General features: G+C 58.2%; 17 protein-coding genes. 11 read left to right on the top strand and 6 right to left on the bottom strand.

What is annotated here, in order from left to right; all coding sequences use genetic code 11:
* Position 1: 1 nt before the first annotated feature.
* From AC2FH2_RS15545 to dnaE, 3 genes are all read right to left on the bottom strand, one after another.
* A complete protein-coding gene (locus tag AC2FH2_RS15545; RefSeq protein WP_496824290.1) occupies positions 2-355 on the bottom strand; it encodes a hypothetical protein in 354 nt (117 codons plus the stop codon).
* 20 nt (positions 356-375) lie between these two features.
* Positions 376-588, bottom strand: a complete 213-nt coding sequence (locus AC2FH2_RS15540; protein WP_142638901.1) for a YMGG-like glycine zipper-containing protein — start codon at positions 586-588, stop codon at positions 376-378.
* An 89-nt stretch (positions 589-677) separates the two neighbouring features.
* Positions 678-4,178, bottom strand: a complete 3,501-nt coding sequence (gene dnaE, locus AC2FH2_RS15535) for a DNA polymerase III subunit alpha (RefSeq protein ID WP_496824288.1) — start codon at positions 4,176-4,178, stop codon at positions 678-680.
* 343 nt (positions 4,179-4,521) lie between these two features.
* On the opposite strand from dnaE, the gene xdhA reads away from it, so the two are divergent.
* The 8 genes from xdhA to AC2FH2_RS15495 all read left to right on the top strand — a co-directional run bounded on the left by xdhA (position 4,522) and on the right by AC2FH2_RS15495 (position 14,705).
* Positions 4,522-5,883, top strand: coding sequence for a xanthine dehydrogenase small subunit (xdhA, locus tag AC2FH2_RS15530; protein WP_496814604.1), 1,362 nt, complete (start codon positions 4,522-4,524; stop codon positions 5,881-5,883).
* Entirely contained in the window at positions 5,880-8,204 is a 2,325-nt protein-coding gene (gene xdhB / locus AC2FH2_RS15525) for a xanthine dehydrogenase molybdopterin binding subunit (RefSeq protein WP_281996086.1), read from the top strand. The genes xdhA and xdhB overlap by 4 nt, the downstream gene beginning before the upstream one ends.
* The gene (xdhC, locus tag AC2FH2_RS15520) at positions 8,204-9,139 is read left to right on the top strand and encodes a xanthine dehydrogenase accessory protein XdhC (protein WP_496824286.1); all 936 of its coding nucleotides are present in this window, start codon (positions 8,204-8,206) and stop codon (positions 9,137-9,139) included. The genes xdhB and xdhC overlap by 1 nt, the downstream gene beginning before the upstream one ends.
* Positions 9,136-10,653: an ABC transporter ATP-binding protein gene (locus AC2FH2_RS15515; protein WP_142638946.1), complete on the top strand. Its 1,518-nt coding sequence runs from the start codon at positions 9,136-9,138 to the stop codon at positions 10,651-10,653. Before xdhC ends, AC2FH2_RS15515 begins: the two co-directional genes overlap by 4 nt.
* A 35-nt stretch (positions 10,654-10,688) precedes the next feature.
* Entirely contained in the window at positions 10,689-11,771 is a 1,083-nt protein-coding gene (locus AC2FH2_RS15510; RefSeq protein WP_142638948.1) for an ABC transporter permease, read from the top strand.
* A gap of 2 nt (positions 11,772-11,773) precedes the next feature.
* Positions 11,774-12,694, top strand: a complete 921-nt coding sequence (locus AC2FH2_RS15505; protein WP_142638949.1) for an ABC transporter permease — start codon at positions 11,774-11,776, stop codon at positions 12,692-12,694.
* Between the two features lie 34 nt (positions 12,695-12,728).
* Positions 12,729-13,802 carry a BMP family ABC transporter substrate-binding protein gene (locus tag AC2FH2_RS15500; RefSeq protein ID WP_281973637.1) on the top strand — a complete coding sequence of 358 codons (1,074 nt, stop codon included), beginning with the start codon at positions 12,729-12,731 and terminating at the stop codon, positions 13,800-13,802.
* A gap of 144 nt (positions 13,803-13,946) precedes the next feature.
* A complete protein-coding gene (locus tag AC2FH2_RS15495; RefSeq protein ID WP_496824283.1) occupies positions 13,947-14,705 on the top strand; it encodes a nuclear transport factor 2 family protein in 759 nt (252 codons plus the stop codon).
* A 15-nt stretch (positions 14,706-14,720) separates the two neighbouring features.
* Here the strand turns inward: AC2FH2_RS15495 and AC2FH2_RS15490 are convergent, their stop codons facing one another.
* Positions 14,721-15,953 (bottom strand): HlyD family secretion protein, encoded by a 1,233-nt coding sequence (locus AC2FH2_RS15490; protein ID WP_496714092.1) that lies wholly within the window; start codon positions 15,951-15,953, stop codon positions 14,721-14,723.
* A 3-nt stretch (positions 15,954-15,956) separates the two neighbouring features.
* Positions 15,957-16,361, bottom strand: a complete 405-nt coding sequence (locus AC2FH2_RS15485) for a hypothetical protein (protein ID WP_142638956.1) — start codon at positions 16,359-16,361, stop codon at positions 15,957-15,959.
* 145 nt (positions 16,362-16,506) lie between these two features.
* On the opposite strand from AC2FH2_RS15485, the gene AC2FH2_RS15480 reads away from it, so the two are divergent.
* The 3 genes from AC2FH2_RS15480 (at position 16,507) to AC2FH2_RS15470 (ending at position 18,628) form a co-directional block, all read left to right on the top strand.
* The gene (locus tag AC2FH2_RS15480) at positions 16,507-17,574 is read left to right on the top strand and encodes an NAD(P)/FAD-dependent oxidoreductase (RefSeq protein ID WP_496824281.1); all 1,068 of its coding nucleotides are present in this window, start codon (positions 16,507-16,509) and stop codon (positions 17,572-17,574) included.
* Positions 17,571-18,224: a DUF938 domain-containing protein gene (locus tag AC2FH2_RS15475; protein ID WP_496824279.1), complete on the top strand. Its 654-nt coding sequence runs from the start codon at positions 17,571-17,573 to the stop codon at positions 18,222-18,224. The genes AC2FH2_RS15480 and AC2FH2_RS15475 overlap by 4 nt, the downstream gene beginning before the upstream one ends.
* A gap of 68 nt (positions 18,225-18,292) precedes the next feature.
* Positions 18,293-18,628: a carboxymuconolactone decarboxylase family protein gene (locus AC2FH2_RS15470; protein WP_496824277.1), complete on the top strand. Its 336-nt coding sequence runs from the start codon at positions 18,293-18,295 to the stop codon at positions 18,626-18,628.
* A 65-nt stretch (positions 18,629-18,693) separates the two neighbouring features.
* Here the strand turns inward: AC2FH2_RS15470 and AC2FH2_RS15465 are convergent, their stop codons facing one another.
* The gene (locus AC2FH2_RS15465) at positions 18,694-21,201 is read right to left on the bottom strand and encodes a GcvT family protein (protein ID WP_496824275.1); all 2,508 of its coding nucleotides are present in this window, start codon (positions 21,199-21,201) and stop codon (positions 18,694-18,696) included.
* Positions 21,202-21,307 lie beyond the last annotated feature (106 nt).

The following is a 21,307-nucleotide window of genomic DNA, read 5'->3' as shown; positions in this document are numbered from 1 at the left end:
ATTACAAGCCGAGCGTCGTTTTCACCGCATTGTCGACAACCCCGCCCAACAGGGCATGCTGGTCCTCGGCGCAGCCTTCTCTCAATGCGGCGATAAAGGTCTCACGCAGTTTCGCTTTGTCCTCGTCCGTGCTTGCGTGATCATTGATATCAATCTGGCGGTTATAGATCGACAGTGCTGTCATCTTCTCGACAACCGCAAAGATATAGGTCTCATCACCGTCCGCCTCTTCAACCACCGTTGCACAGGTATGATACATGACGGGCAATGCGTCCCGAACCATTTGTTCAGCAGCTTCGTCGGCGATGGCCATGCCCGGAACGATCATGCACAGGCTTGCGAGAGCGGTTTTCATTTGGGTCAAACGCATCGCAGTCATTTCCAGTTATGTCCAATAAAGGCCCCGGCCACGCCGCCGATTGCCGCGCCCTTGCCATCACCAATCAAAGCACCGACGCCCGCCCCGATCAACGCGCCTTCGATGGTGTTCTTTTTCTTCTTGTCGTCCGCCACCGCCGACCCGGCGGTGACCAAGGCCATCGACGCGGCCAATATCAATGTTCGAAAACCGAAATGTGGGATCGTCATATGGTTGCCCTCCTGTGGCATCACCAGAAAATCTCTTTCAGTCCTCAGCCTACCCGGCGGGCGAATGTCAGGCAACTTTTCCGGGGCGGTCAGATTTCCTCGACCGACATCACGCCGTCCAGCGATTTGATCGCCCCTTTGATCTGCGGGTTGATCGGGAATTCCTGGCCAAGGTCCATCTCGACATCTCCCGGCAGGCCAGGATCAAGCAGGCACAGATGGATAGGCCCTTTCGCAGCCCCCTTGGCTGCGCCAGCGGCATCTTCCAGAACTTTGGCAACTGTGGGCAGAACCTGCGGCTGATCAACAAAAATGCGCAGCCCGGTCGCCCCTGCCTCGGCCACGACCGCATCTACCGGCCCGACGGACCGGCCTAGAAGTTTGAGTTGATCGGCCTCCATCGTTGCTTCGGCGGTCAGCACCACCTGTGCACCGGTTTCCAGAAACTCACGGGATTTCTCCAGCGTTTCGGAAAACAGTGTGACCTCATAGGCACCTGTAGGGTCAGAAAGTTGGGCAAAGGCAAACCGGTTTCCGCGCGCAGATTTCCGTTCCTGCCGCCCAGCCACTACACCGGCCATCTTGGCGATCAGCGGACCCGAGCGTGCCTTTTCCATCACCTCATCCAGTGTCAGTACCTGCTTGCGTTTTAGGGCGGGCATATAATCATCCAGCGGGTGGCCGGACAGGTAAAATCCGATGGCCTTGAACTCTTCGCTCAAACGCTCGGCAGGCAACCAGTCCGGCGTCGGCGAAAGGCGTGGCTCGGGCAGGTCGTCGCCCGCCTCGCCGAACAGCGATACCTGGTTCGAGTTCTTCTGATCGTGGATCGCAGTTGAATATTGCACCAGCGGATCAAGGCTTTCGAAGACGCGGCGGCGGTTCTTGTCGAGTTCATCAAACGCGCCAGCACGCGCCAGCATTTCCAAGGGCCGCTTGCCGACCTTCTTCAGATCAACGCGGCGGGCAAAGTCGAAGAGGTTGACGAACGGTTTGCCTGCACGTCCTTCTACTACCAAGTTCATCGCCTCAACGCCGACGTTTTTCAACGCGCCCAGCGCGTAAACCAGATGCTGATCCACCACGTCAAACGTGGATTGCGAGCGGTTCACGCAGGGCGGTATGTAAGGCAGTTTCAACCCTTTGCGGACTTCCTCGAAGTAAACCGCCAGCTTGTCAGTCAGATGGATATCGCAGTTCATGACCCCAGCCATGAACTCGACCGGGTGGTTCGCCTTCAACCAGCCGGTCTGATAGCTGACCACGGCATAGGCGGCAGCGTGGGATTTGTTGAAGCCATAGTTGGCGAATTTATCCAACAGGTTCCAGACCTCGGTCGCCTTAGCCTCGTCCACGTCATTCTCAGCAGCGCCTTTGAGGAACTTAGGCCGCTCTGCATCCATCGCCTCCTGAATTTTCTTACCCATCGCGCGGCGCAGCAAATCCGCTCCGCCAAGGCTATAGCCCGCCATTTCCTGAGCGATCTGCATAACCTGTTCCTGGTAGACGATAATGCCTTGGGTTTCGTCCAGGATATGGTCGATGGAAGGATGCAGCGTGTCCCGTTCGCTCAGCTTGTTCTTGACCTCGCAGAACTTGGGGATGTTCTCCATCGGGCCCGGACGGTATAGCGCGACGAGGGCGATGATATCCTCGATACAATCCGGTTTCATCCGCTTGAGCGCATCCATCATGCCCGAGGATTCCACCTGGAACACCGCTACGGTCTTGGCCGCTGAGTAGAGTTTGTAAGTCGCTTCATCATCCAGCGGGATGGCGTTGATCTGGTTCGCGGCCCCCTCGGCGGCTTCGTACAGCTCGGTTCCGTCAGCAGCGATGTGCAGGTCGCGCCCGGATTTGAAGATCAGATCCATCGCATTCTGGATCACGGTCAGGGTTTTCAGACCCAGAAAGTCGAATTTAACCAGACCGGCCTGTTCTACCCATTTCATGTTGAACTGGGTCGCAGGCATGTCGGAACGCGGATCCTGATACAGCGGCACCAGCGCATCCAGCGGACGGTCGCCAATCACCACACCAGCCGCGTGGGTCGACGCGTTTCGCAACAGCCCCTCGACCTGCTGGCCATAAGTCAGCAGACGGTCCACAACCTCCTCGTTACGCGCCTCTTCACGCAGACGCGGTTCGTCTTTAAGCGCCTTTTCAATCGAGACGGGTTTCACCCCTTCGACCGGGATCATCTTGGACAGACGGTCCACCTGCCCATATGGCATCTGCAAAACCCGCCCGATGTCACGCACGGCGGCCTTCGACAGCAGCGCGCCAAAAGTTATGATCTGCCCAACCTTGTCGCGCCCATATTTCTGCTGCACGTAGCGGATCACCTCTTCGCGGCGGTCCATGCAGAAGTCGATATCGAAGTCAGGCATCGATACCCGTTCGGGGTTCAGGAAGCGTTCGAACAGCAGCGAATAACGCAACGGATCAAGGTCGGTGATCGTCAGCGCATAGGCCACCAGCGACCCCGCGCCCGAGCCCCGCCCCGGCCCAACCGGGATATCGTGATCCTTGGACCACTGAATAAAATCGGCAACAATCAGGAAATAACCGGGAAACCCCATGCCCTCGATAATGTCCAGTTCGAAATCCAGCCGCTTCTGATACTCTTCAGGGGTTACCGCATGCGGGATCACGGCCAGACGTTTCTGCAGACCTTCATTGGCGATGCGGCGCAGCTCGGCCACCTCGTCATCAGCGAATTTCGGCAGGATCGGATCGCGGCGATAGGCCATGAACGCACAGCGCCTGGCGATCTCGACCGTGTTTTCGATTGCTTCGGGCAGATCGGCGAACAGGGTCGCCATTTCCTGCTGCGACTTGAAATAATGCTGTGCGGTCAGACGGCGGCGGCCATCCTGCTGATCGACATAAGCGCCCTCGGCAATACAGATCAGCGCATCATGCGCTTCGTACATGTCCGTGGTCGGGAAGTAGACATCGTTGGTAGCCACCAGCGGCAGGTTCTTGGCATAGGCCATTTCAACATGGCCGCGCTCGGTCAGACGTTCGGCCTCGGGCTGACCACCCTCGCCTGGATGGCGCTGTAGTTCGACATACAGACGATCCGGGAACATGGTTGCAAGGCGATCCACCAAGACCTCGGCCGCTGGGCGCTGCCCTTGCTGCAACAAGCGACCCACCGGTCCGTCAGGGCCGCCAGACAGGCAGATCAGACCATCCGAGCGCTCTGCCAGTTCATCCAATGTCACCTGCGGCAACTGCCCGCCCTTGTCCACATACAGGCAAGAGCTGAGCTTCATTAGGTTTTCATACCCGACCTCTGACTGCGCCAGCAGCACCAGCGGCGCGGGGGCTTTCGCTTTCTCGCCCGGTTGCGCCTGCAGGTAGGTCAGGTCGACCTGGCACCCCATGATCGGCTGAACGCCCGCTCCGCTGGCGGTGACCGAAAACTCCAACGCAGAGAACATGCTGTTGGTGTCCGTGACGGCGACGGCAGGCATCTCAAGCTTTTCACACAGACCAGGCAGCTTTTTCAGCCGCACGGCGCCTTCCAGCAGGGAATATTCGGTGTGAACGCGGAGGTGGATGAATCGTGGAGTGCTGCTCATGCCGCCCACGCTATCGCAGCCAGTGGTGGTACAAAAGCCTGAACCTTAGGTTCGGATTGCCAAAAAAACAGGCGCTGATTGTTCGGGAAATCCATAAGGTGCTTCGGACTCTGAGGGTGAAACATGCTACAAAACCTTTTATTTTCAATGTGATGAACATCGAAACCACATGAAACACAAGGATCGGACCAATGAAATGATACATCAGAAGCGCGGTTTTTCTTGCCAGATTGGCTGCGCTGTTTCTAACATCTAGTGGCAAGCTATCCGCCCGCACTCTTTCTACGTCGCATCGAAGGAGAGCATTCAGAGGCGCAATTCGGTAACGCGACGGGTTTCACGAATGGATATCACGTTTCTTCTGAACGGAGAGACAGTGGAGTTGGCGAATGTCGATCCGACAGTCACCTTGTTGGATTGGCTGCGCGAGGATCGCTCTCTGACCGGCACCAAAGAGGGCTGCAACGAAGGTGATTGCGGTGCCTGCACTGTCATGGTGACGGATCAGGGGGGAGCCAAAGCTCTGAACTCCTGCATTCTGTTCCTGCCTCAGCTCCACGGCAAAGCGGTGCGCACCGTCGAAGGCGCCAGCAGCCCGGACGGGAAGGCCCACCCGGTACAGCAGGCAATGGTTGATCTGCACGGGTCGCAATGTGGCTTTTGCACCCCCGGCTTTGTAATGTCGATGGTGGCCGGGCATGCGAATGGTGCAACCGAACACGACACACAGCTGGCCGGGAACCTGTGCCGCTGCACGGGCTATGCGCCGATTATCCGTGCCGCCAAAGCCGCCGAAAAGCACCCTGTTCCCGTCTGGGTCAAGGACAAGCCTGACGCAGCACCCGCCGCGTCTCCTATGCTGCCGCGGTCCTCGGACGAGCTTGCCGCCATTTATGCCGAACACCCAGAGGCCACCCTGGTCGCTGGCGCGACCGATGTAGGCCTTTGGGTCACCAAACAGTTGCGCGACCTGAAAACAGTAATCTTCATGAACGGTTGCGATGATCTGAAACAGATCACGGTTACTGACAATGAAATTCGCCTTGGTGCCATGGTCGATATGAACCGCATGGGCGAAGCGCTGGGGGATCTGCACCCCTCTTATGCTGAAATGATCCGCCGCTATGCCAGCGTACAGGTGCGGCACGCCGCAACCGTAGGCGGTAATATCGCCAATGGGTCACCAATCGGTGACAACCCGCCTGCACTGATTGCCCTGGGCGCCAGCCTGCACCTGCGCAAAGGCGACACAAGGCGAACGCTGCCCTTGGAAGAGTTCTTCATCGACTATGGAAAACAGGATCGCGTACCCGGAGAATTCGTCGAAGCCGTAAGCTTCCCGCGCCAGGCGGATCGGTTGAAATGCTACAAGCTCAGCAAGCGGTTTGATCAGGATATCTCGGCCGTTTGTGGGTGTTTCAACATTACCGTTGCAGAAGGTACCGTCACTCAGACACGCATCGCATTTGGCGGCATGGCGGGCGTTCCAAAACGTGCCACTCAAGTCGAAGCTTCGTTGACCGGCAAGCCATGGACAGCTGCTACGGTTCAATCCGCTCTGACGATGTTTGCCGAGGATTACGCGCCAATGTCAGATATGCGCGCCTCGGCTCATTACCGCCTTGAGACGGCGAAAGCGATGCTGGAGCGTTATTTCCTTGAAGATCAGGGCCAAGTAACCAATGTGCTGGAGGTGTCGGCATGAGCGTGACAAAACCACTGCCTCATGACGCCGCGCCGCTGCATGTGTCCGGTTCGGCCCGCTATGTGGACGATATCCCAACACCAAAAGGCACGTTGCATCTGGCCTTTGGCCTCAGCCCCATCGCCAAGGGTCGGATTGCCGCGATGGACCTGTCAGCGGTCAAGGCGGCCGACGGCGTGGTCATGGTGATGACCGCCGAAGACCTGCCTTTTGCCAATGATGTCTCACCGTCCATTCATGACGAGCCCTTGCTGTCAGACGGCACCGTCCACTATATCGGCCAGCCCGTGTTTCTGGTTGTCGCCACCAGCCATCTGGCAGCGCGCAAAGCCGCGCGACTGGGCAAGATCGACTATGCCGAAGAAACCGCGATCCTGACGATTGAGCAGGCTCTGGCCGCCGACAGTCGGTTCGAGGACGGCCCGCGCATCTACACCAAAGGTGATGCAGACGCCGCCATCGCAGGCGCGGCGCATGTGATCGAAGGCAGTTTTGAGCTTGGCGGGCAAGAGCATTTCTATCTGGAAGGTCAAGCTGCACTGGCGGTGCCGAATGAGGGTGCTGATATGCTGGTCCATAGCTCGACCCAGCACCCGACTGAGATTCAGCACAAAGTGGCAGAGGCTCTGGGCGTTCCCATGCATGCTGTGCGCGTTGAAACCCGGCGCATGGGCGGCGGGTTCGGGGGCAAGGAAAGCCAGGGCAACGCTCTGGCTGTTTCCTGCGCAGTGGCTGCGCGGGCAACCGGCAAGGCCTGCAAGATGCGCTATGACCGCGATGACGACATGATCATCACCGGTAAGCGGCATGCCTTTCGCATTGGCTATAGGGCCGGGTTCGATCAGGACGGGCATATTCAGGGGGTATCCTTTCTGCACCACGCCATATGCGGATGGGCACAAGACCTGTCGCTGCCCGTCGCGGATCGGGCGATGCTGCATTCCGACAATGCTTATCTGCTGCCCAATGCGCGGATCGAAAGTCACCGGCTGAAAACCAACACCCAATCTGCCACCGCCTATCGGGGGTTTGGAGGCCCTCAGGGTATGGTTGGAATCGAACGCGTCATGGACCACGCCGCGCATGAGCTGGGTCTGGACCCGGTCGAGCTGCGCCGCAGGAACTATTACGCTGCCCCGGCGGGTACCGATGACCATGCCCCTGATCGCAATGGCGGCGATACGCCAAACACCACCCCTTATGGCATGGAAGTCGAAGATTTCGAACTTCACGGCATGACCGAAGCCTTGTTGAATTCCAGCGACTATGCCGCGCGCAAGGCAGCAATTCAGAAATGGAATGCCGAGAACAGCGTGATCAAAAAGGGCATCGCCTTCTCTCCGGTCAAGTTCGGCATTTCCTTCACTCTGACCCATCTGAATCAGGCCGGCGCGCTGGTGCATGTGTACCAGGACGGGTCCGTGCACCTGAACCATGGCGGTACCGAGATGGGCCAAGGCCTGTTTCAAAAAGTGGCCCAGGTTGCCGCCTCACGCTTTGGTATTCCGCTAGAGATGGTGAAGATCACCGCCACAGACACGGCCAAAGTGCCGAACACCTCGGCAACGGCGGCATCCTCGGGAAGCGATCTCAACGGCATGGCGGTGAAAGCCGCCTGTGACACGATCCGCGACCGGATGGCAGAGTATCTGGCCGAGCGACATCAGGCCGACCCGTCGGCTGTCACTTTCGGGGATGGTCATGTATCGGTTGGTGAGGAACGCTATACCTTTGCCGAAGCGGCTGCGCTGACCTATCAGGGCCGCATCAGCCTTTCGGCCACCGGCTTCTATAAGACACCCAAGATCGAATGGGACCGGATCAAAGGCCAGGGTCGTCCGTTTTTCTACTTCGCCTATGGCGCCTCGATCACCGAAGTTGCCGTGGACACACTAACCGGTGAGAACCGCATCTTGCGCACGGATATCTTGCATGACGCGGGCGCGTCGCTGAACCCTGCGCTGGATATCGGTCAGGTCGAAGGTGGCTATGTGCAGGGCGCGGGTTGGTTGACGACCGAAGAACTCGTCTGGGATGGCACAGGCAATCTGCGCACCCATGCGCCATCGACCTACAAGATCCCGGCTTGTTCCGACCGCCCCGACATCTTCAACGTTGCTCTTTGGGAGGCTGAAAACCGTGAGGACACGATCTATCGCTCGAAAGCGGTAGGCGAACCTCCATTCATGCTTGGGATATCCGCCTGGCTGGCACTGTCGAATGCGGTGGCGGCCTGCGGAAACAGCTACCCCGCATTGGATGCCCCCGCCACGGCAGAAGAAGTCTGGCATGGTGTCCAAAGGATGAAGGGGGACGACTGATGGGATTTGACCTTGAGACTTTGAGGGAGGCGGTCAAAACCCATGGGCGCGTGATCCGGGTAGTCATCGCCGGGATCAAGGGCTCGTCCCCACGCGAGGTTGGTGCCGCAATGCTGGTCTGGCAGGACGGGCAATCCGGCACGATCGGCGGCGGCACACTTGAGTTTCAGGCAGCCGAAGCGGCGCGGATACAAACCGCCCAATCGCGCCTGACCCATCACGCGCTTGGCCCCGACATGGGCCAGTGCTGCGGTGGCGCTGTTTCCTTGCTAAGCGAGGTCTATGACCGCAACAACATCAACGATCTGGACGACAGCATCATCGCGCGCCCAACATCGAGCCAGGACATGCCACTGTCGGTCAAACGCCTGTTGACCGAAGCCCGCGGACAGGGGATTGCACCAGAGGCACAGCTGATCGAAGGCTGGATGGTCGAGCCGGTCCACAAACCCGCGCGTGCACTGTGGGTCTGGGGCGCGGGTCACGTCGGTCGCGCCTTGGTGGATGTCCTGTCACCGCTGCCCGATCTCGCAATCACCTGGGTCGATACAGGATCCAAGCGGTTTCCGGAAACCGTACCGAACGGAGTCACCGCCGTCCCTGCCGCGAAACCAGCGGAACTGGTTCGGCATGCGCCGCGTGATGCTGAACATCTGGTGCTGACTTATTCACACAATCTGGACTTGGAATTGTGCAACCGTCTGCTTTCGCACGATTTCCGCTTTGCGGGGCTGATCGGCTCGGCTACGAAATGGGCGCGGTTCCGGTCCCGGCTGGCGGCGCTGGGGCACTCGCCCGAGCGGATCAACCGGATTACCTGCCCGATTGGCGACCCGGGCCTGGGCAAGCACCCGCAGATGATTGCCGTGGGCGTCGCATCACAACTGCTGCGCCCGATCGGGCAAAACAATTTGAAGAAGGATCTGAGCGCGTGACCACTCCACTGCTAAGTTTGCAAGGACTGACCAAAGCCTATCCCGGCGTCGTGGCCAATGATCAGGTGTCCTTTGACATCGGTGAGGGCGAAGTTCATGCCCTGTTGGGCGAAAACGGCGCGGGAAAATCCACGCTGGTCAAAATGATCTATGGCTTGGTGAAGCCCGACAGCGGCACCATGCTGTTGCGTGGCCAACCCTTTGCTCCGCCCGAGCCGCGCGCCGCGCGTGCTGACGGAATCGCGATGGTATTTCAGCATTTTTCGCTGTTCGACGCGCTAAACGTGGCCGAGAACATCGCATTGGGGATGGAGAACCCGCCACCAATGGGCGACCTGGCCTCGCGCATTCGGGAAGTTTCGGAAACCTACGGTCTACCGCTGGACCCCTTTCGTACAGTCGGTGACCTGTCCGCGGGGGAACGCCAACGGGTTGAGATCATTCGCTGCCTTCTGCAGGATCCAAAGCTTTTGATCATGGACGAACCAACCAGTGTTCTGACTCCGCAAGAAGTCGATATCCTTTTCGAAACGCTGAATAAATTGCGGTCTGAAGGCACATCGATCCTGTATATCTCGCACAAGCTTGAAGAAATCCGCACCCTATGCGACCACGCTACGATCTTGCGTTTGGGCAAGAATGTGGGCGAATGCGTTCCGTCTGAAACCTCGGCCCGGGAGATGGCCGAGTTGATGGTCGGTTCAACCCTGCAAACACCTGAGCGCGGAGGCCGCGAGTTCGGCGAGGTCGCGCTGGATGTCAGCGGGCTTTCCGTGCCCTCACCGTCTGAATTCGGCACCGCGCTGAAGAATGTCCACATGACAGTTCGCAAAGGCGAAGTGCTGGGAATTGGCGGTGTTGCCGGCAACGGACAGGACGAACTGCTGGGTGTCCTGTCTGGCGAAATCCAGACAGCTGCCGATGCGATCAAGTTCGATGGCCAGCCGATTGGCAAACTGGGCCCAACCGCACGGCGCAAGCTGGGCGTACTGACCGCCCCCGAAGAGCGGTTGGGACATGCAGCCGCCCCAGACATGAGCCTGACCGAAAACGCCCTGCTGACCGGATCGGTCCGCGAAGGGTTGGAAAGCAACGGGTTCTTGAAATGGGCAGATACCAAAAGCTTTGCTGAAAAGATCATCAGCGCCTTTGATGTGCGCACGCCAGGGCCCGAGAATGCGGCCCGGTCATTGTCAGGCGGCAACCTACAGAAATTCGTGATCGGGCGCGAAGTGTTGCAGAACCCCGATGTACTGGTCGTGAACCAACCCACATGGGGGGTGGACGCCGCTGCCGCTGCGTCGATCCGACAGGCCATTCTGGACCTTGCCGCCAAGGGCACGGCGGTGGTCTGCATCAGCCAGGATCTGGACGAATTGATGGAAATCTCGGACAGCTTTGCCGCCCTGAACGAAGGCAGGCTCAGCGCGCCACGCACAACCACGGGTCTGACCGTGGATGAGATCGGCCTGATGATGGGCGGTGCACATGGCATGGAGGTAGCCCATGTCTGATGCAAAACAAAATATGACGACGGGGGTGTGAGCAGATGATTGTATTGGAGAAACGGCCACAGCCGTCCAAGGCGTGGTCTTATGCGACCCCGCTTGTGGCGGTATTGGCGACGATGCTGTTTGGCGGCATATTGTTTGCCGTCCTGGGTAAAAACCCGGTTCAGGCCATCGGCACCATTTTCTGGGAGCCTCTGTTCGGTGAATTCGCCTTTTATTACCGCCCGCAGCTGCTGGTGAAGGGCGCGCCGTTGGTGCTGATTGCGATTGGCCTGTCGTTAGGCTTCCGCGCCGGTATCTGGAACATCGGCGCCGAGGGTCAGTATATCATGGGCGCCATCTTTGGTGCGGGGGCCGGGCTGGCCTTTTACCCGCTGGATGCCTGGTATGTCTTTCCGATCATGGTGATGGCAGGTGCGCTTGGCGGTTGGCTCTGGGCCTCTATTCCGGCCTTTCTGAAGGTGCGCTTTGGCACCAATGAAATTTTAGTCTCGCTGATGCTGGTCTATGTGGCTGAACAGATGATGGCCTCGGTCTCGCTGGGACTGCTGAAAAACCCCGAAGGGTTCGGTTTTCCGGGTTCACGCAATCTGCAATCCTATGAGAGTGCGCATAATGCCGAGCTGATCGCAGGATCGGGGATGCATTGGGGCGTTGTGACCGCACTGATAGCCGTGATCTTTTCCTATATCCTGCTGAACCGGCACATGCTGGGCTTTCACATCCGCCTGACGGGTGAGGCCCCGCGCGCAGCCAAATTCGCCGGGGTAAACCCAGCACGACTGATCCTGTTCTGTCTTGGCCTGTCAGGCGCACTGGCCGGGCTGGCGGGGATGTTCGAAGTCTCGGGCCCCTCGGGTGTTGTCAGCATCGACTTTAACGTCGGCTATGGCTTTACCGCGATCATCGTGGCCTTTCTGGGTCGACTGCATCCGGTGGGCATCCTGCTAGCCGGTGGTCTAATGGCGTTGACCTATATCGGTGGTGAAATTGCGCAGTCCCAAATGGGTCTTCCTGCCGCGGCTATTCAAGTATTCCAGGGGATGCTGCTGTTCTTCCTGCTGGCCTTCGACCTTTTGACCAACTACCGCATCCGTGCGGCCCGTAGCGAGGTGGCGTAATCATGGACCTAGGTGAGATTAATCCCGTACTTCTGGTCGCGTCACTGATGGTGGCTGCAACTCCCCTGCTTCTGGCCGCGATCGGTGAATTGGTCGTCGAAAAAGCAGGAGTTCTGAACCTTGGCGTAGAGGGCATGATGATCGTTGGCGCGATCAGCGGTTTTGCGATCTCGGTCGAGACTGGGTCGCCCTGGCTGGGCTTTGTCGCCGCGGCCATAGGCGGTGCAGTACTGTCCCTGCTGTTTGTGCTGCTGACGCAGGTGGCGCTGGCCAATCAGGTTGCCAGCGGCCTGGCGCTGACTCTGTTTGGTTTAGGGTTCAGCGCCCTGCTCGGTCAAAGCTATGTGGGGGTCAAACCCCCCAGCATGGGCGATATCCATATCCCGGTGATCAGCGATATTCCGGTGATTGGCCCGATCCTGTTTCAGCATGACCCGATCCTTTATGTCGGCATCGCTTTGACAGCGGCCGTCTGGGCTACGCTTAAATACACTCGCGTCGGACTGATCCTGCGCGCGGTAGGTGAAAACCACGATGCGGCACATGCGCTTGGCTATAAGGTGATCAAGATCCGCATCATGGCGATCCTGTTCGGCGGTGCCTGTGCCGGGCTGGGTGGGGCCTATATCAGCTTGATCCGGGTGCCACAGTGGACCGAGGGCATGACAGCCGGTGTCGGCTGGATCGCCCTGGCCTTGGTCGTCTTCGCCAGTTGGAAGCCATGGCGCGCCCTGCTGGGTGCCTATTTGTTCGGCGGTATCACCGTGTTGCAGCTGAATTTGCAGGCAGCGGGCGTTGCCATCCCGGTCGAGTATCTGGCAATGTCGCCCTACATCATCACGATCCTTGTGCTTGTGATCCTTTCCGCCGACAAAAGCAGCGCACCTGCCTCACTCGGCCGGATATTCCATGCCTCGCATTAGACGGGGACAACTGAACCAACTTGGGGAGTAACACATGAAAATTACTACATTTCTGGCAAGCGCCGCCATGGCGCTGGGTTTGGCAACTACTGCCATAGCTGAAGACAAAACCAAGGTCGGCTTTGTATTTGTCGGCCCGGTGGGCGACGGCGGCTGGACCTATGAACATAACAAGGGCCGTCTGGCGGTTGAAGAAGAGTTCGGCGACAAGGTCGAAACCGTGTTTGTTGAATCCGTGCCCGAAGGCCCGGATGCAGAGCGGGTGATGACCCAGATGGCGCTGGAAGGTGCAGACCTGATCTTTACCACCTCGTTCGGATACATGGATCCGACCATCAACGTGGCCAAGAAATTCCCGAACGTGAAGTTCGAACACGCGACCGGCTATAAAACAGCCGACAACGTTTCGGTTTATTCGGCACGTTTCTATGAAGGTCGTGCGGTACAGGGCCATATCGCGGGCAAAATGACCAAGTCGAACATTGTTGGCTATATCGGGTCCTATCCGATCCCCGAAGTGGTCCGCGGAATCAACTCGGCCTATATCCACGCCAAGAAGGTCAACCCGGATGTCGAGTTCAAGATCATCTGGGCCTACACTTGGTTCGATCCGGCGAAAGAAGCAGATGCCGCCACTGTTCTGATCGAACAGGGCGCGGACGTTATCCTGCAGCACACCGACTCGACCGCACCGCAAGCAGCTGCGCAAGAGGCGGGCAACGTCATCACTTTCGGCCAGGCCTCGGACATGAGCGAATACGCTCCGTACCCGCGCGTCTCGTCGATCATCGATGACTGGGCGCCTTACTATATTGCACGGACCCAGGCCGTCATGGATGGCACATGGGAAAGCGCCAATACATGGGATGGCATCCGCGAAGGCATGGTTGCAATCGGCGAAATCTCGGACGCGGTTCCCGCTGACGTCAAAGAAGAGGCACTGGCGCTGAAAGCGGCCATGGCCGCGGGTGAATACCACCCCTTCACCGGACCGCTGAAAAAGCAGGACGGTAGTGACTGGCTGGCCGAAGGCGAGACTGCAGACGACGGTACACTGGCCGGCATGAACTTCTATGTCGAAGGCTTGGAAGGTGAGATTCCGCAGTAAGGCGGCACAGGATAACGCAGAAAGGCCCGCCATGTGCGGGCCTTTTTGATTTTGCCACCTGTTTTATGCCACTCTTGATCTTCGATAGCCCGAAACCAGCGCCAAGCACATTGATCCGCGGCTCTACCGATCAACGAGGACCAGATGAATTCAAAACGCGAATTGCTGCAGAAACTGTTGAAAGGTATCGAAACCGGGGACGCCGAGGCCGCAGCCGTCGTCAACGAAGAAAAATACATCCAGCACAATCCCCAGACCCATGAAGGCAGCGAGGGGCTGGCCACGTTGTTTGCCCGCCTGTCGAAAACAAATCCCAAGGTTAAATTTATTCGCGTTTTTGAAGATGGCGAATTCGCTTTTGCCCATAACGAATATGATTTTGCCGAAGTTAAGGCCGCGTTCGAGGTCTTTCGATTTGAAGACAGCAAAGCTGTTGAGCACTGGGATAACATTCAGCCCCTGCGCGGCCCAAACGCTTCGGGACGCGGCATGCTTGAAGGGCCAACTGAAATCACGGATATTGACAGAACCGAACAGAACCGGGAATTGGTCGACAACTTCTCGCAAACGGTCCTGATAGACCGGAAAACCGAGCGGATGAAGGCGTTTGTTGATGCGAACCTGATACAACACGATCCCGATGGTGTTGACGGCATCGACTCCTATCGCATGGTGCTTGAAGCTAGATCAGACGCGGAGTTGATCGTTCAGTATCACCGCGTCCATCGTGTGCTGGCAGAAGGGAATTTCGTCCTGTGCATGAGCGAAGGTGCCAGTCACGGAAAACATACCAGCTTTTATGATCTGTTTCGGGTCGCAGACGGAGTGATCGTCGAGCAGTGGGGCACTATGGAAACCATAGCGCCCCGTAGCGAGTGGAAGAATGACAACGGCAAATTCTGATCTAAGTAAGGGCCGTTAATGCCCAGTCAGAACCAGCGTGTTCACCGGCATCAGGATCAAACGCAGGCGCAGACCCGCCGCATGAACCACGCCGATCGTGTCGACCACATGCAGGAAAGCAGAGTGCCAAAAGCCCAAATCTTCATGCTCCAGCCGCTCGTGGTTATCGGTGTAGACATTCGCCAGACAGTTGCTGCCGGGCGGGATATCATCCGCCATGCCCTTATAAAGCGGTTCAAAATAAACCAGGATCGAGCCCGGCACCTTGTTGGACTGCACGTCTCTCAGCTCGTCTGACGGGCGAATTTGTCCCGATGGGATCACATCCTGAACTTCGACCACCACAACCGGAATAACCGTGAACGGCTTGGTCATGCAGCCCAGCTCTCCGACCATGCCGGGCTTGATAACCTGCGCCGACATCTGATTGAACGCAGCCTGAAAGCGGTCATGCCCGGAGTTTGACGGCACAAGAATACCTGCTGGACGCAGCAGAGGACTGACGTAATCGCCAACCTGAAGGCCGAACTGTTCGATCCTCCCCGTCACACCCGCGTTGATCACAGTCTTGTCCAGCTCGGTCAAAGCAGCATCCAGGTTCGCATTGGCGCTGGCCAGTTGGGCCGGGATCAGCTCTTCGATTTGCTGTACGACGGCAGCGCGTTGCGATTCAGCCGCAACCAGCTTGGCCTCTCGTTCAGCGACAAGGTTTTCCAGCCGGTCAATCTCGGCCAGGCGGACGGCGCTTGACCCTTCGTCCCGCAGGGTCGTATTGCGTTGCAAGTCCTCCAGCGCCTGATCCAGCGCCGCTTTTGCGCCCGCGATCCCGGCGGCGGCCTCGGCCAGATCGGTCTCCGCAACTTTCAGTGATGCCTGAACTTGCGCGATCTGCGCATGCGCTGCCTCAACCATTGCAGTCTGAGTAAAGTCCTCGATCCGGAAGATTGGCTGCCCAGCAACAACCTGTTGATTGTTGGAGACATAGACCTCGGACACTCGCCCACCCAGTTGCGGCAAGATCGTTACTGTGCGGAAATACGAGGCCGCAGTTTTGCTGGCCGGGTGAAAATAGAACAGAGTGGTGATCACGGTCAGCGCCATAATGGCACAGGTTGTCAGACCCCAGCGCAACTCGTACCACATGGTGAATAATGTGATCTCGTGCCCGAAACGTTTTCCCTGCACAAAGCGGCGGAACAGATAATCAGGCAGCACTGTAACCAGCGCGCACATCAGTGTTTCAAGCATGTCCTATTGCTCCTGCTGCGCGACGGGTTCGGGGGATGGAACGGGATCGGGATCAGCAGGCGGTTGCGGCGCCAAAGATCGGATCGCATCGGCAATGGCACGCAAGGGCGCACCTATGTCGGGAAACTGGAATCCGGCGACCAAAATGGCTGCAATCCAGAACAATCCGTTATGAGTGAACAAAGCCAGCAGCGCTAGAATTCCCACAAGCTGAAACTGCGGGTGGTTGGATTCATGCGCGAGCTTTTCGGGGATCGAATGCAGGGTGAAATAGCCAACGCCGATCAGGATGATTACCACAACCGTGAAAATGAACATGACCGTCAAAAGAAAATCGCTGCCATCCGCCTGGGTCACGTAAGACGGAATGTGCCCCGTGGCCAATGGGTGTAAATCTGCTGTGCTCACCCTGCCCTCCTCTAATTGCTTTCCACTTCTTTGGATGGGTTGATGCGCAAATTCAACCCTGCTTAAAGTCTCAATTAGAATTCTACGGTCGTGCACGACGCATTCGACGTCAGAAAATCACGACTGCGGCCAGCAAAGGGGCGACATGATAGATTTCCTGATTATCGGCGGCGGTATTGCCGGGCTTAGCGCGGGCGCGCGGTTGTCAGAGCGCGGCCAGGTCACCGTGCTCGAAGGCGAAGAGGCGCTGGGCTATCACGCATCAGGCCGGTCCGCGGCTATGTTTGCACCCGCCTATGGTCCGCCTGCTGTTATTGCCCTCAACCTTGCCAGCGCAGCGCATTTTGAGACGAATGACTATCTGTCGCCACGCGGCTGGGTTCTGATCGGCGGGAAAGACCAACACGATGTATTTCACCGGGATGCCGATCAACTTGGCGGCCGACAGATTTCCTTTGACGCGGCACAATCCCTTATCCCGATCCTGAACCCCGAAACCGTCGGGTTCGCGGCGCACAGCGACAGTGAACAAGATATAGATACCGACCGCATGATGCAGGATTTCGCCCGGACGATCCGTGGGAATGGTGGATCCGTTCTGACCCGGCAAAGCGTCACGGCAATTCGCAAACAAAGGCACTGGATCGTCGAGGCCACCGAGAGCTTTGAGGCACGAAACATCGTCAATGCAGCCGGCGCCTGGGTTGACGAAATCGCGGCGATGGCCGGTATCGCGCCGATTGGTATCCAGCCGCGCCGCCGCTCAATGGCCCGTATCCCGGCCCCCGGCGGGCATGACTTGCGCGCCTGGCCCATGATGTTGGGTGCGGGCGAAAGCTGGTATGCTAAACCCGACGCGGGCAAATTGCTGGTCTCACCTGCCGATGCCGATCCGACCGCCGCCCATGATGCATATGCCGATGACATGGTTCTGGCCGAGGGCTTGGCCCGGTACGAGGCAATGGTCACCGAGCCTGTGACACGGGTCGAAACCAACTGGGCGGGCTTGCGCAGTTTCGCACCGGATGGCAGCCTGGTTTTGGGGCCCGATCCGACCGATCCTACGTTTATCTGGTCTGCCGGTCAGGGTGGTTACGGGTTTCAGACGGCCCCTGCTGCATCCCAACTGGTAGCGGATCTGACAGTCGGCAACCAATCAAGTCTGGACACGGCGACCATCGCCTCTCTGAGACCAGACAGGTTGCACAGATGAACAAGCGCCCGTTACCCTCCAACGCCAGCGTCGCGACTGTAGGAGAGAACGGTCAGTTGGTCGCTCCGGCAGCCAGCCGTAACGTTGGGGCTTTGTGCGACCTTCTCGACCGGTTCGCCCCTTTGACCGGACAAGCGCTGGAACTGGCAAGTGGCACCGGTCAGCACATCGCAGCCTTTGCCGAATGCCGCCCCGGCATGCATTGGCAACCCAGTGAGGTTGAATCCGAACGGCGGGCCAGCATCAATGCCTACACCGCGGGCCTGCCGAATGTGTCCAAAGCAGAAGCTCTGGATGCAACCATCGAGGGTTGGCATCAGCCGTTTGGCGGCAGGGATCTGATCGTTCTGATCAATCTCTTGCACCTGATCAGCTGGGCCGAAGTGGAAACGCTTGTCGGCGAGGCGGCGCAAGCACTGAACGCGAATGGTCGGTTGGTCCTCTATGGTCCCTTCATGCGAAACAATCGCCTGACCAGCGCAGGGGATCAACGATTTCATACGGCTCTGGTCCAGCAGGATGCTGAAATCGGATATAAAAACGACGGAGACGTTTCTGAGCTTTTGGCCAATCACGACCTGAAAATCCTGGAAGTCGCGGAGATGCCTGCAAATAACCTGGCCTTCATCGTGGAAAAACCTAACACCTGATCCAGATCAAAGCCGGACCGAGGCCAACTAAACATATTCCAAACACACGATGTTAAATGGAATGTAGCATGTCCTGGCAGGAAAAGATCAACGACACGCGAAAAGGTCTTCGCAATTTGAACGGCGCAATCCCTGATACCGCCCGCGCCTTCGGTGCGCTTGGCGCGGCGGTCAAGCAAGGCGGAACGCTGGACTACAAGACCAAAGAATTCATCGCTCTTGGCATATCCATAGCGGACCGATGCGAACCCTGTATCATGCTGCACACCGAAGCTTTGATCAAAGCCGGCGCGTCACGTGACGAGGTTTCGGACGTTCTGTCCATGGCGGTTCAGATGGGAGGCGGGCCGTCGATGATGTACGCCTCTAAGGCGCTGGACTGTTTCGACGAGCTGAGTGCATGAAAAAAGCCCGCGTGCTGCGGGCATTTGAAGGCGGCACCAAAAAGGTGCCGCCGTTCTTATCCAGATCAGCCGTCCTTGCGGATGGTTTCGTTTTTCGGATCATAGGGGCTGTCGCAGGTGACGACCGCATCCCACAATTTGTCCTGAAGCTTGACCTTCAGCTTGGTGCCTTCCACCGCCAGATCGGGCTTCACATAGCCCATGCCGATGGATTTCTCGAAGGCTACTGAATAGCCACCCGAAGTCAGACGACCGACGCGTTCACCTTCCGGCGTATACAACACTTCACGGCCCCACGGATCGGCATCCTCCGGTCCGTCGATCAGCAGGGTGCAGCATTTCGCGCGCACGCCAGTCTCTTCCAGCTTGGCCTTGCCATAGAAGTCCTTGGACAGGTCAACAAAGCGCGGCAGGTCGGCTTCCAGCGGGGTCGCGTCGCGGCCCAGTTCGGTGCCGAAGGCGCGATAGGATTTCTCCTGACGCAGCCAGTTCTGGGCGCGTGCGCCGACCAGCTTCATGCCATGCTTCTCACCCGCTTTTTCCAGCAGGTCGAACAGGTAGTTCTGCATTTCGATCGGATGGTGAAGTTCCCAACCCAGCTCACCGGTATAGGCCACGCGGATCGCGTTGACCGGGCACATGCCCAGTTCGATCTGACGGGCCGACAGCCATGGGAAACGCTTGTTGGACAGCGCGGTTTCCGGATCGGCGTCCTTGATGACCTCTTTCAGAACGTCCCGCGACTTGGGTCCGGCGATGGCGAAGACACCCCACTGAGTGGTCACATCCTGGATCTCGATGTAACCGAACTCCTCCATCTTGTCCTCGGCCGCCTTGCGCAGGTAATCGGCGTCGTACTCAGTCCAGGCACCGGCAGAGACGATGTAGTAGTTGTTCTCGCCGTTACGGACGATGGTGTATTCGGTGCGGGTGGTACCGTGCGAGGTCAGCGCGTAGGTCAGGTTGATACGACCGACCTTGGGCAGCTTGTTGCAGGTGAACCAATCCAGGAACTGGGTCGCACCGGGGCCTTTGACGACATGCTTTGTGAAGGCCGATGCGTCGATCAGGCCAACGCCTTCGCGGATCGCCTTGGCTTCGTCAACGGCATGCTGCCACCAGCCACCGCGGCGGAACGAGCGGGCATCATGGTCGAAGTTTTCGGGTGCATCCAGCGGACCGAAGTAGTTCGGGCGCTCCCAGCCGTTAACCCAGCCAAACTGTGCGCCACGCGCTTTCTGACGGTCATAGGCCGGAACAGTCCGCAGCGGGCGGCAGGCAGCACGTTCTTCATCGGGGTGGTGCAGGATATAGACGTGCTCATAGCACTCTTCATTCTTGCGTGCCGCAAACTCGGTGGTCATCCAGTTCGACGAGTAACGTTTGGGGTCCAGCGAAGCCATGTCGATCTCGGCTTCGCCGTCGACCATCATCTGCGCCAGATAGTAACCGGTGCCGCCTGCGGCGGTGATACCGAACGAGAACCCCTCGGCCAGCCACATATTGCGCAGACCCGGCGCGGGTCCAACCAGCGGGTTACCGTCGGGTGTGTAGCAGATCGGGCCGTTGAAATCGTCTTTCAGACCGGATTCAGCACAGGACGGCACACGCTCGGCCATCGCCATGTACTGATCCGCAATCCGGTCCAGATCGAGCGGGAATAAGTCTGCGCGGAAACTATCGGGCACGCCGTGTTCGAACTGCGCCGGCGCACCATGTTCATAGATCCCCAAAATCCAGCCACCGCGTTCTTCGCGGGCATAGGATTCGTTGTCGGCATCACGCACAACAGGGTGTTCCGGGTTGCCCGCCTCGCGCCATTTGACCAACTCGGGGTCTTTGTCCATGACGATAAAGGTGTGTTCGACCGGGATCGCAGGCATCTTGATGCCCAGCATTTTCGCGGTCCGCTGTGCGTGGTTGCCCGATGCGGTCACGACATGCTCGGCGGTGATAACCACCTGCTCATCCGACGGAATGAGGTTACCGCCCTTCTCGACCATTTTGGTGCAGGTGACTTCCCAATGAGTGCCGGTCCAATGGAAGGCATCGGCCTGCAGCTTGCGAACGATCTCAACTCCGCGTTGACGCGCACCCTTGGCCATCGCCTGTGTCACGTCTGCTGGGTTAATATAGCCGTCCTCGGTGTGATATATCGCGCCCTTCAGGTCCGAGGTCTCGATCAGCGGCCAGCGTTCCTTAATCTGGTCCGGAGTCAACCATTCATAGGCAACGTCACAGGTTTCGGCGGTCGACGCGTACAGCATGTATTCGTCCATGCGCTCCTGGGTCTGCGCCATGCGCAGGTTACCAACCACGGCGAAACCCGCGTTCAGGCCGGTCTCATCCTCAAGCTGCTTGTAGAAATCGACCGAGTATTTGTGGATATGCGTGGTCGCATAGGACATGTTGAACAGCGGCAGCAAACCCGCCGCATGCCAGGTCGAACCTGACGTCAGTTCGTCCCGCTCGATTAGCATGACATCGTCCCAGCCTGCCTTGGCCAGATGATAGGCAATCGAAGTGCCGACGGCGCCGCCGCCAACGACCAGTGCTTTGACTTGGGTTTTCATAGCCGGGTGTCTCCCCTTGGAATCTGTTGCCACCATATGGCGCAATCAGCGCCCACCGCGCGACATTCATCCGACCAGTGATATAAAAAAAACGACCCTCAGACAT

The organism is Ruegeria sp. YTSA105 (assembly GCF_059610225.1).
The sequence above is the reverse complement of the archived record's forward strand: the minus strand, read 5'-3'. Positions and strand labels throughout refer to the sequence as shown.

Excerpts from the sequence above, each read along its gene's own strand:
- AC2FH2_RS15545 (WP_496824290.1), bottom strand. The coding sequence starts at position 355 with ATGAAAACCGCTCTCGCAAGCCTGTGCATGATCGTTCCGGGCATGGCC.
- AC2FH2_RS15540 (WP_142638901.1), bottom strand. The coding sequence starts at position 588 with ATGACGATCCCACATTTCGGTTTTCGAACATTGATATTGGCCGCGTCG.
- dnaE (WP_496824288.1), bottom strand. The coding sequence starts at position 4,178 with ATGAGCAGCACTCCACGATTCATCCACCTCCGCGTTCACACCGAATAT.
- xdhA (WP_496814604.1), top strand. The coding sequence starts at position 4,522 with ATGGATATCACGTTTCTTCTGAACGGAGAGACAGTGGAGTTGGCGAAT.
- xdhB (WP_281996086.1), top strand. The coding sequence starts at position 5,880 with ATGAGCGTGACAAAACCACTGCCTCATGACGCCGCGCCGCTGCATGTG.
- xdhC (WP_496824286.1), top strand. The coding sequence starts at position 8,204 with ATGGGATTTGACCTTGAGACTTTGAGGGAGGCGGTCAAAACCCATGGG.
- AC2FH2_RS15510 (WP_142638948.1), top strand. The coding sequence starts at position 10,689 with ATGATTGTATTGGAGAAACGGCCACAGCCGTCCAAGGCGTGGTCTTAT.
- AC2FH2_RS15505 (WP_142638949.1), top strand. The coding sequence starts at position 11,774 with ATGGACCTAGGTGAGATTAATCCCGTACTTCTGGTCGCGTCACTGATG.
- AC2FH2_RS15500 (WP_281973637.1), top strand. The coding sequence starts at position 12,729 with ATGAAAATTACTACATTTCTGGCAAGCGCCGCCATGGCGCTGGGTTTG.
- AC2FH2_RS15495 (WP_496824283.1), top strand. The coding sequence starts at position 13,947 with ATGAATTCAAAACGCGAATTGCTGCAGAAACTGTTGAAAGGTATCGAA.
- AC2FH2_RS15490 (WP_496714092.1), bottom strand. The coding sequence starts at position 15,953 with ATGCTTGAAACACTGATGTGCGCGCTGGTTACAGTGCTGCCTGATTAT.
- AC2FH2_RS15480 (WP_496824281.1), top strand. The coding sequence starts at position 16,507 with ATGATAGATTTCCTGATTATCGGCGGCGGTATTGCCGGGCTTAGCGCG.
- AC2FH2_RS15475 (WP_496824279.1), top strand. The coding sequence starts at position 17,571 with ATGAACAAGCGCCCGTTACCCTCCAACGCCAGCGTCGCGACTGTAGGA.
- AC2FH2_RS15470 (WP_496824277.1), top strand. The coding sequence starts at position 18,293 with ATGTCCTGGCAGGAAAAGATCAACGACACGCGAAAAGGTCTTCGCAAT.
- AC2FH2_RS15465 (WP_496824275.1), bottom strand. The coding sequence starts at position 21,201 with ATGAAAACCCAAGTCAAAGCACTGGTCGTTGGCGGCGGCGCCGTCGGC.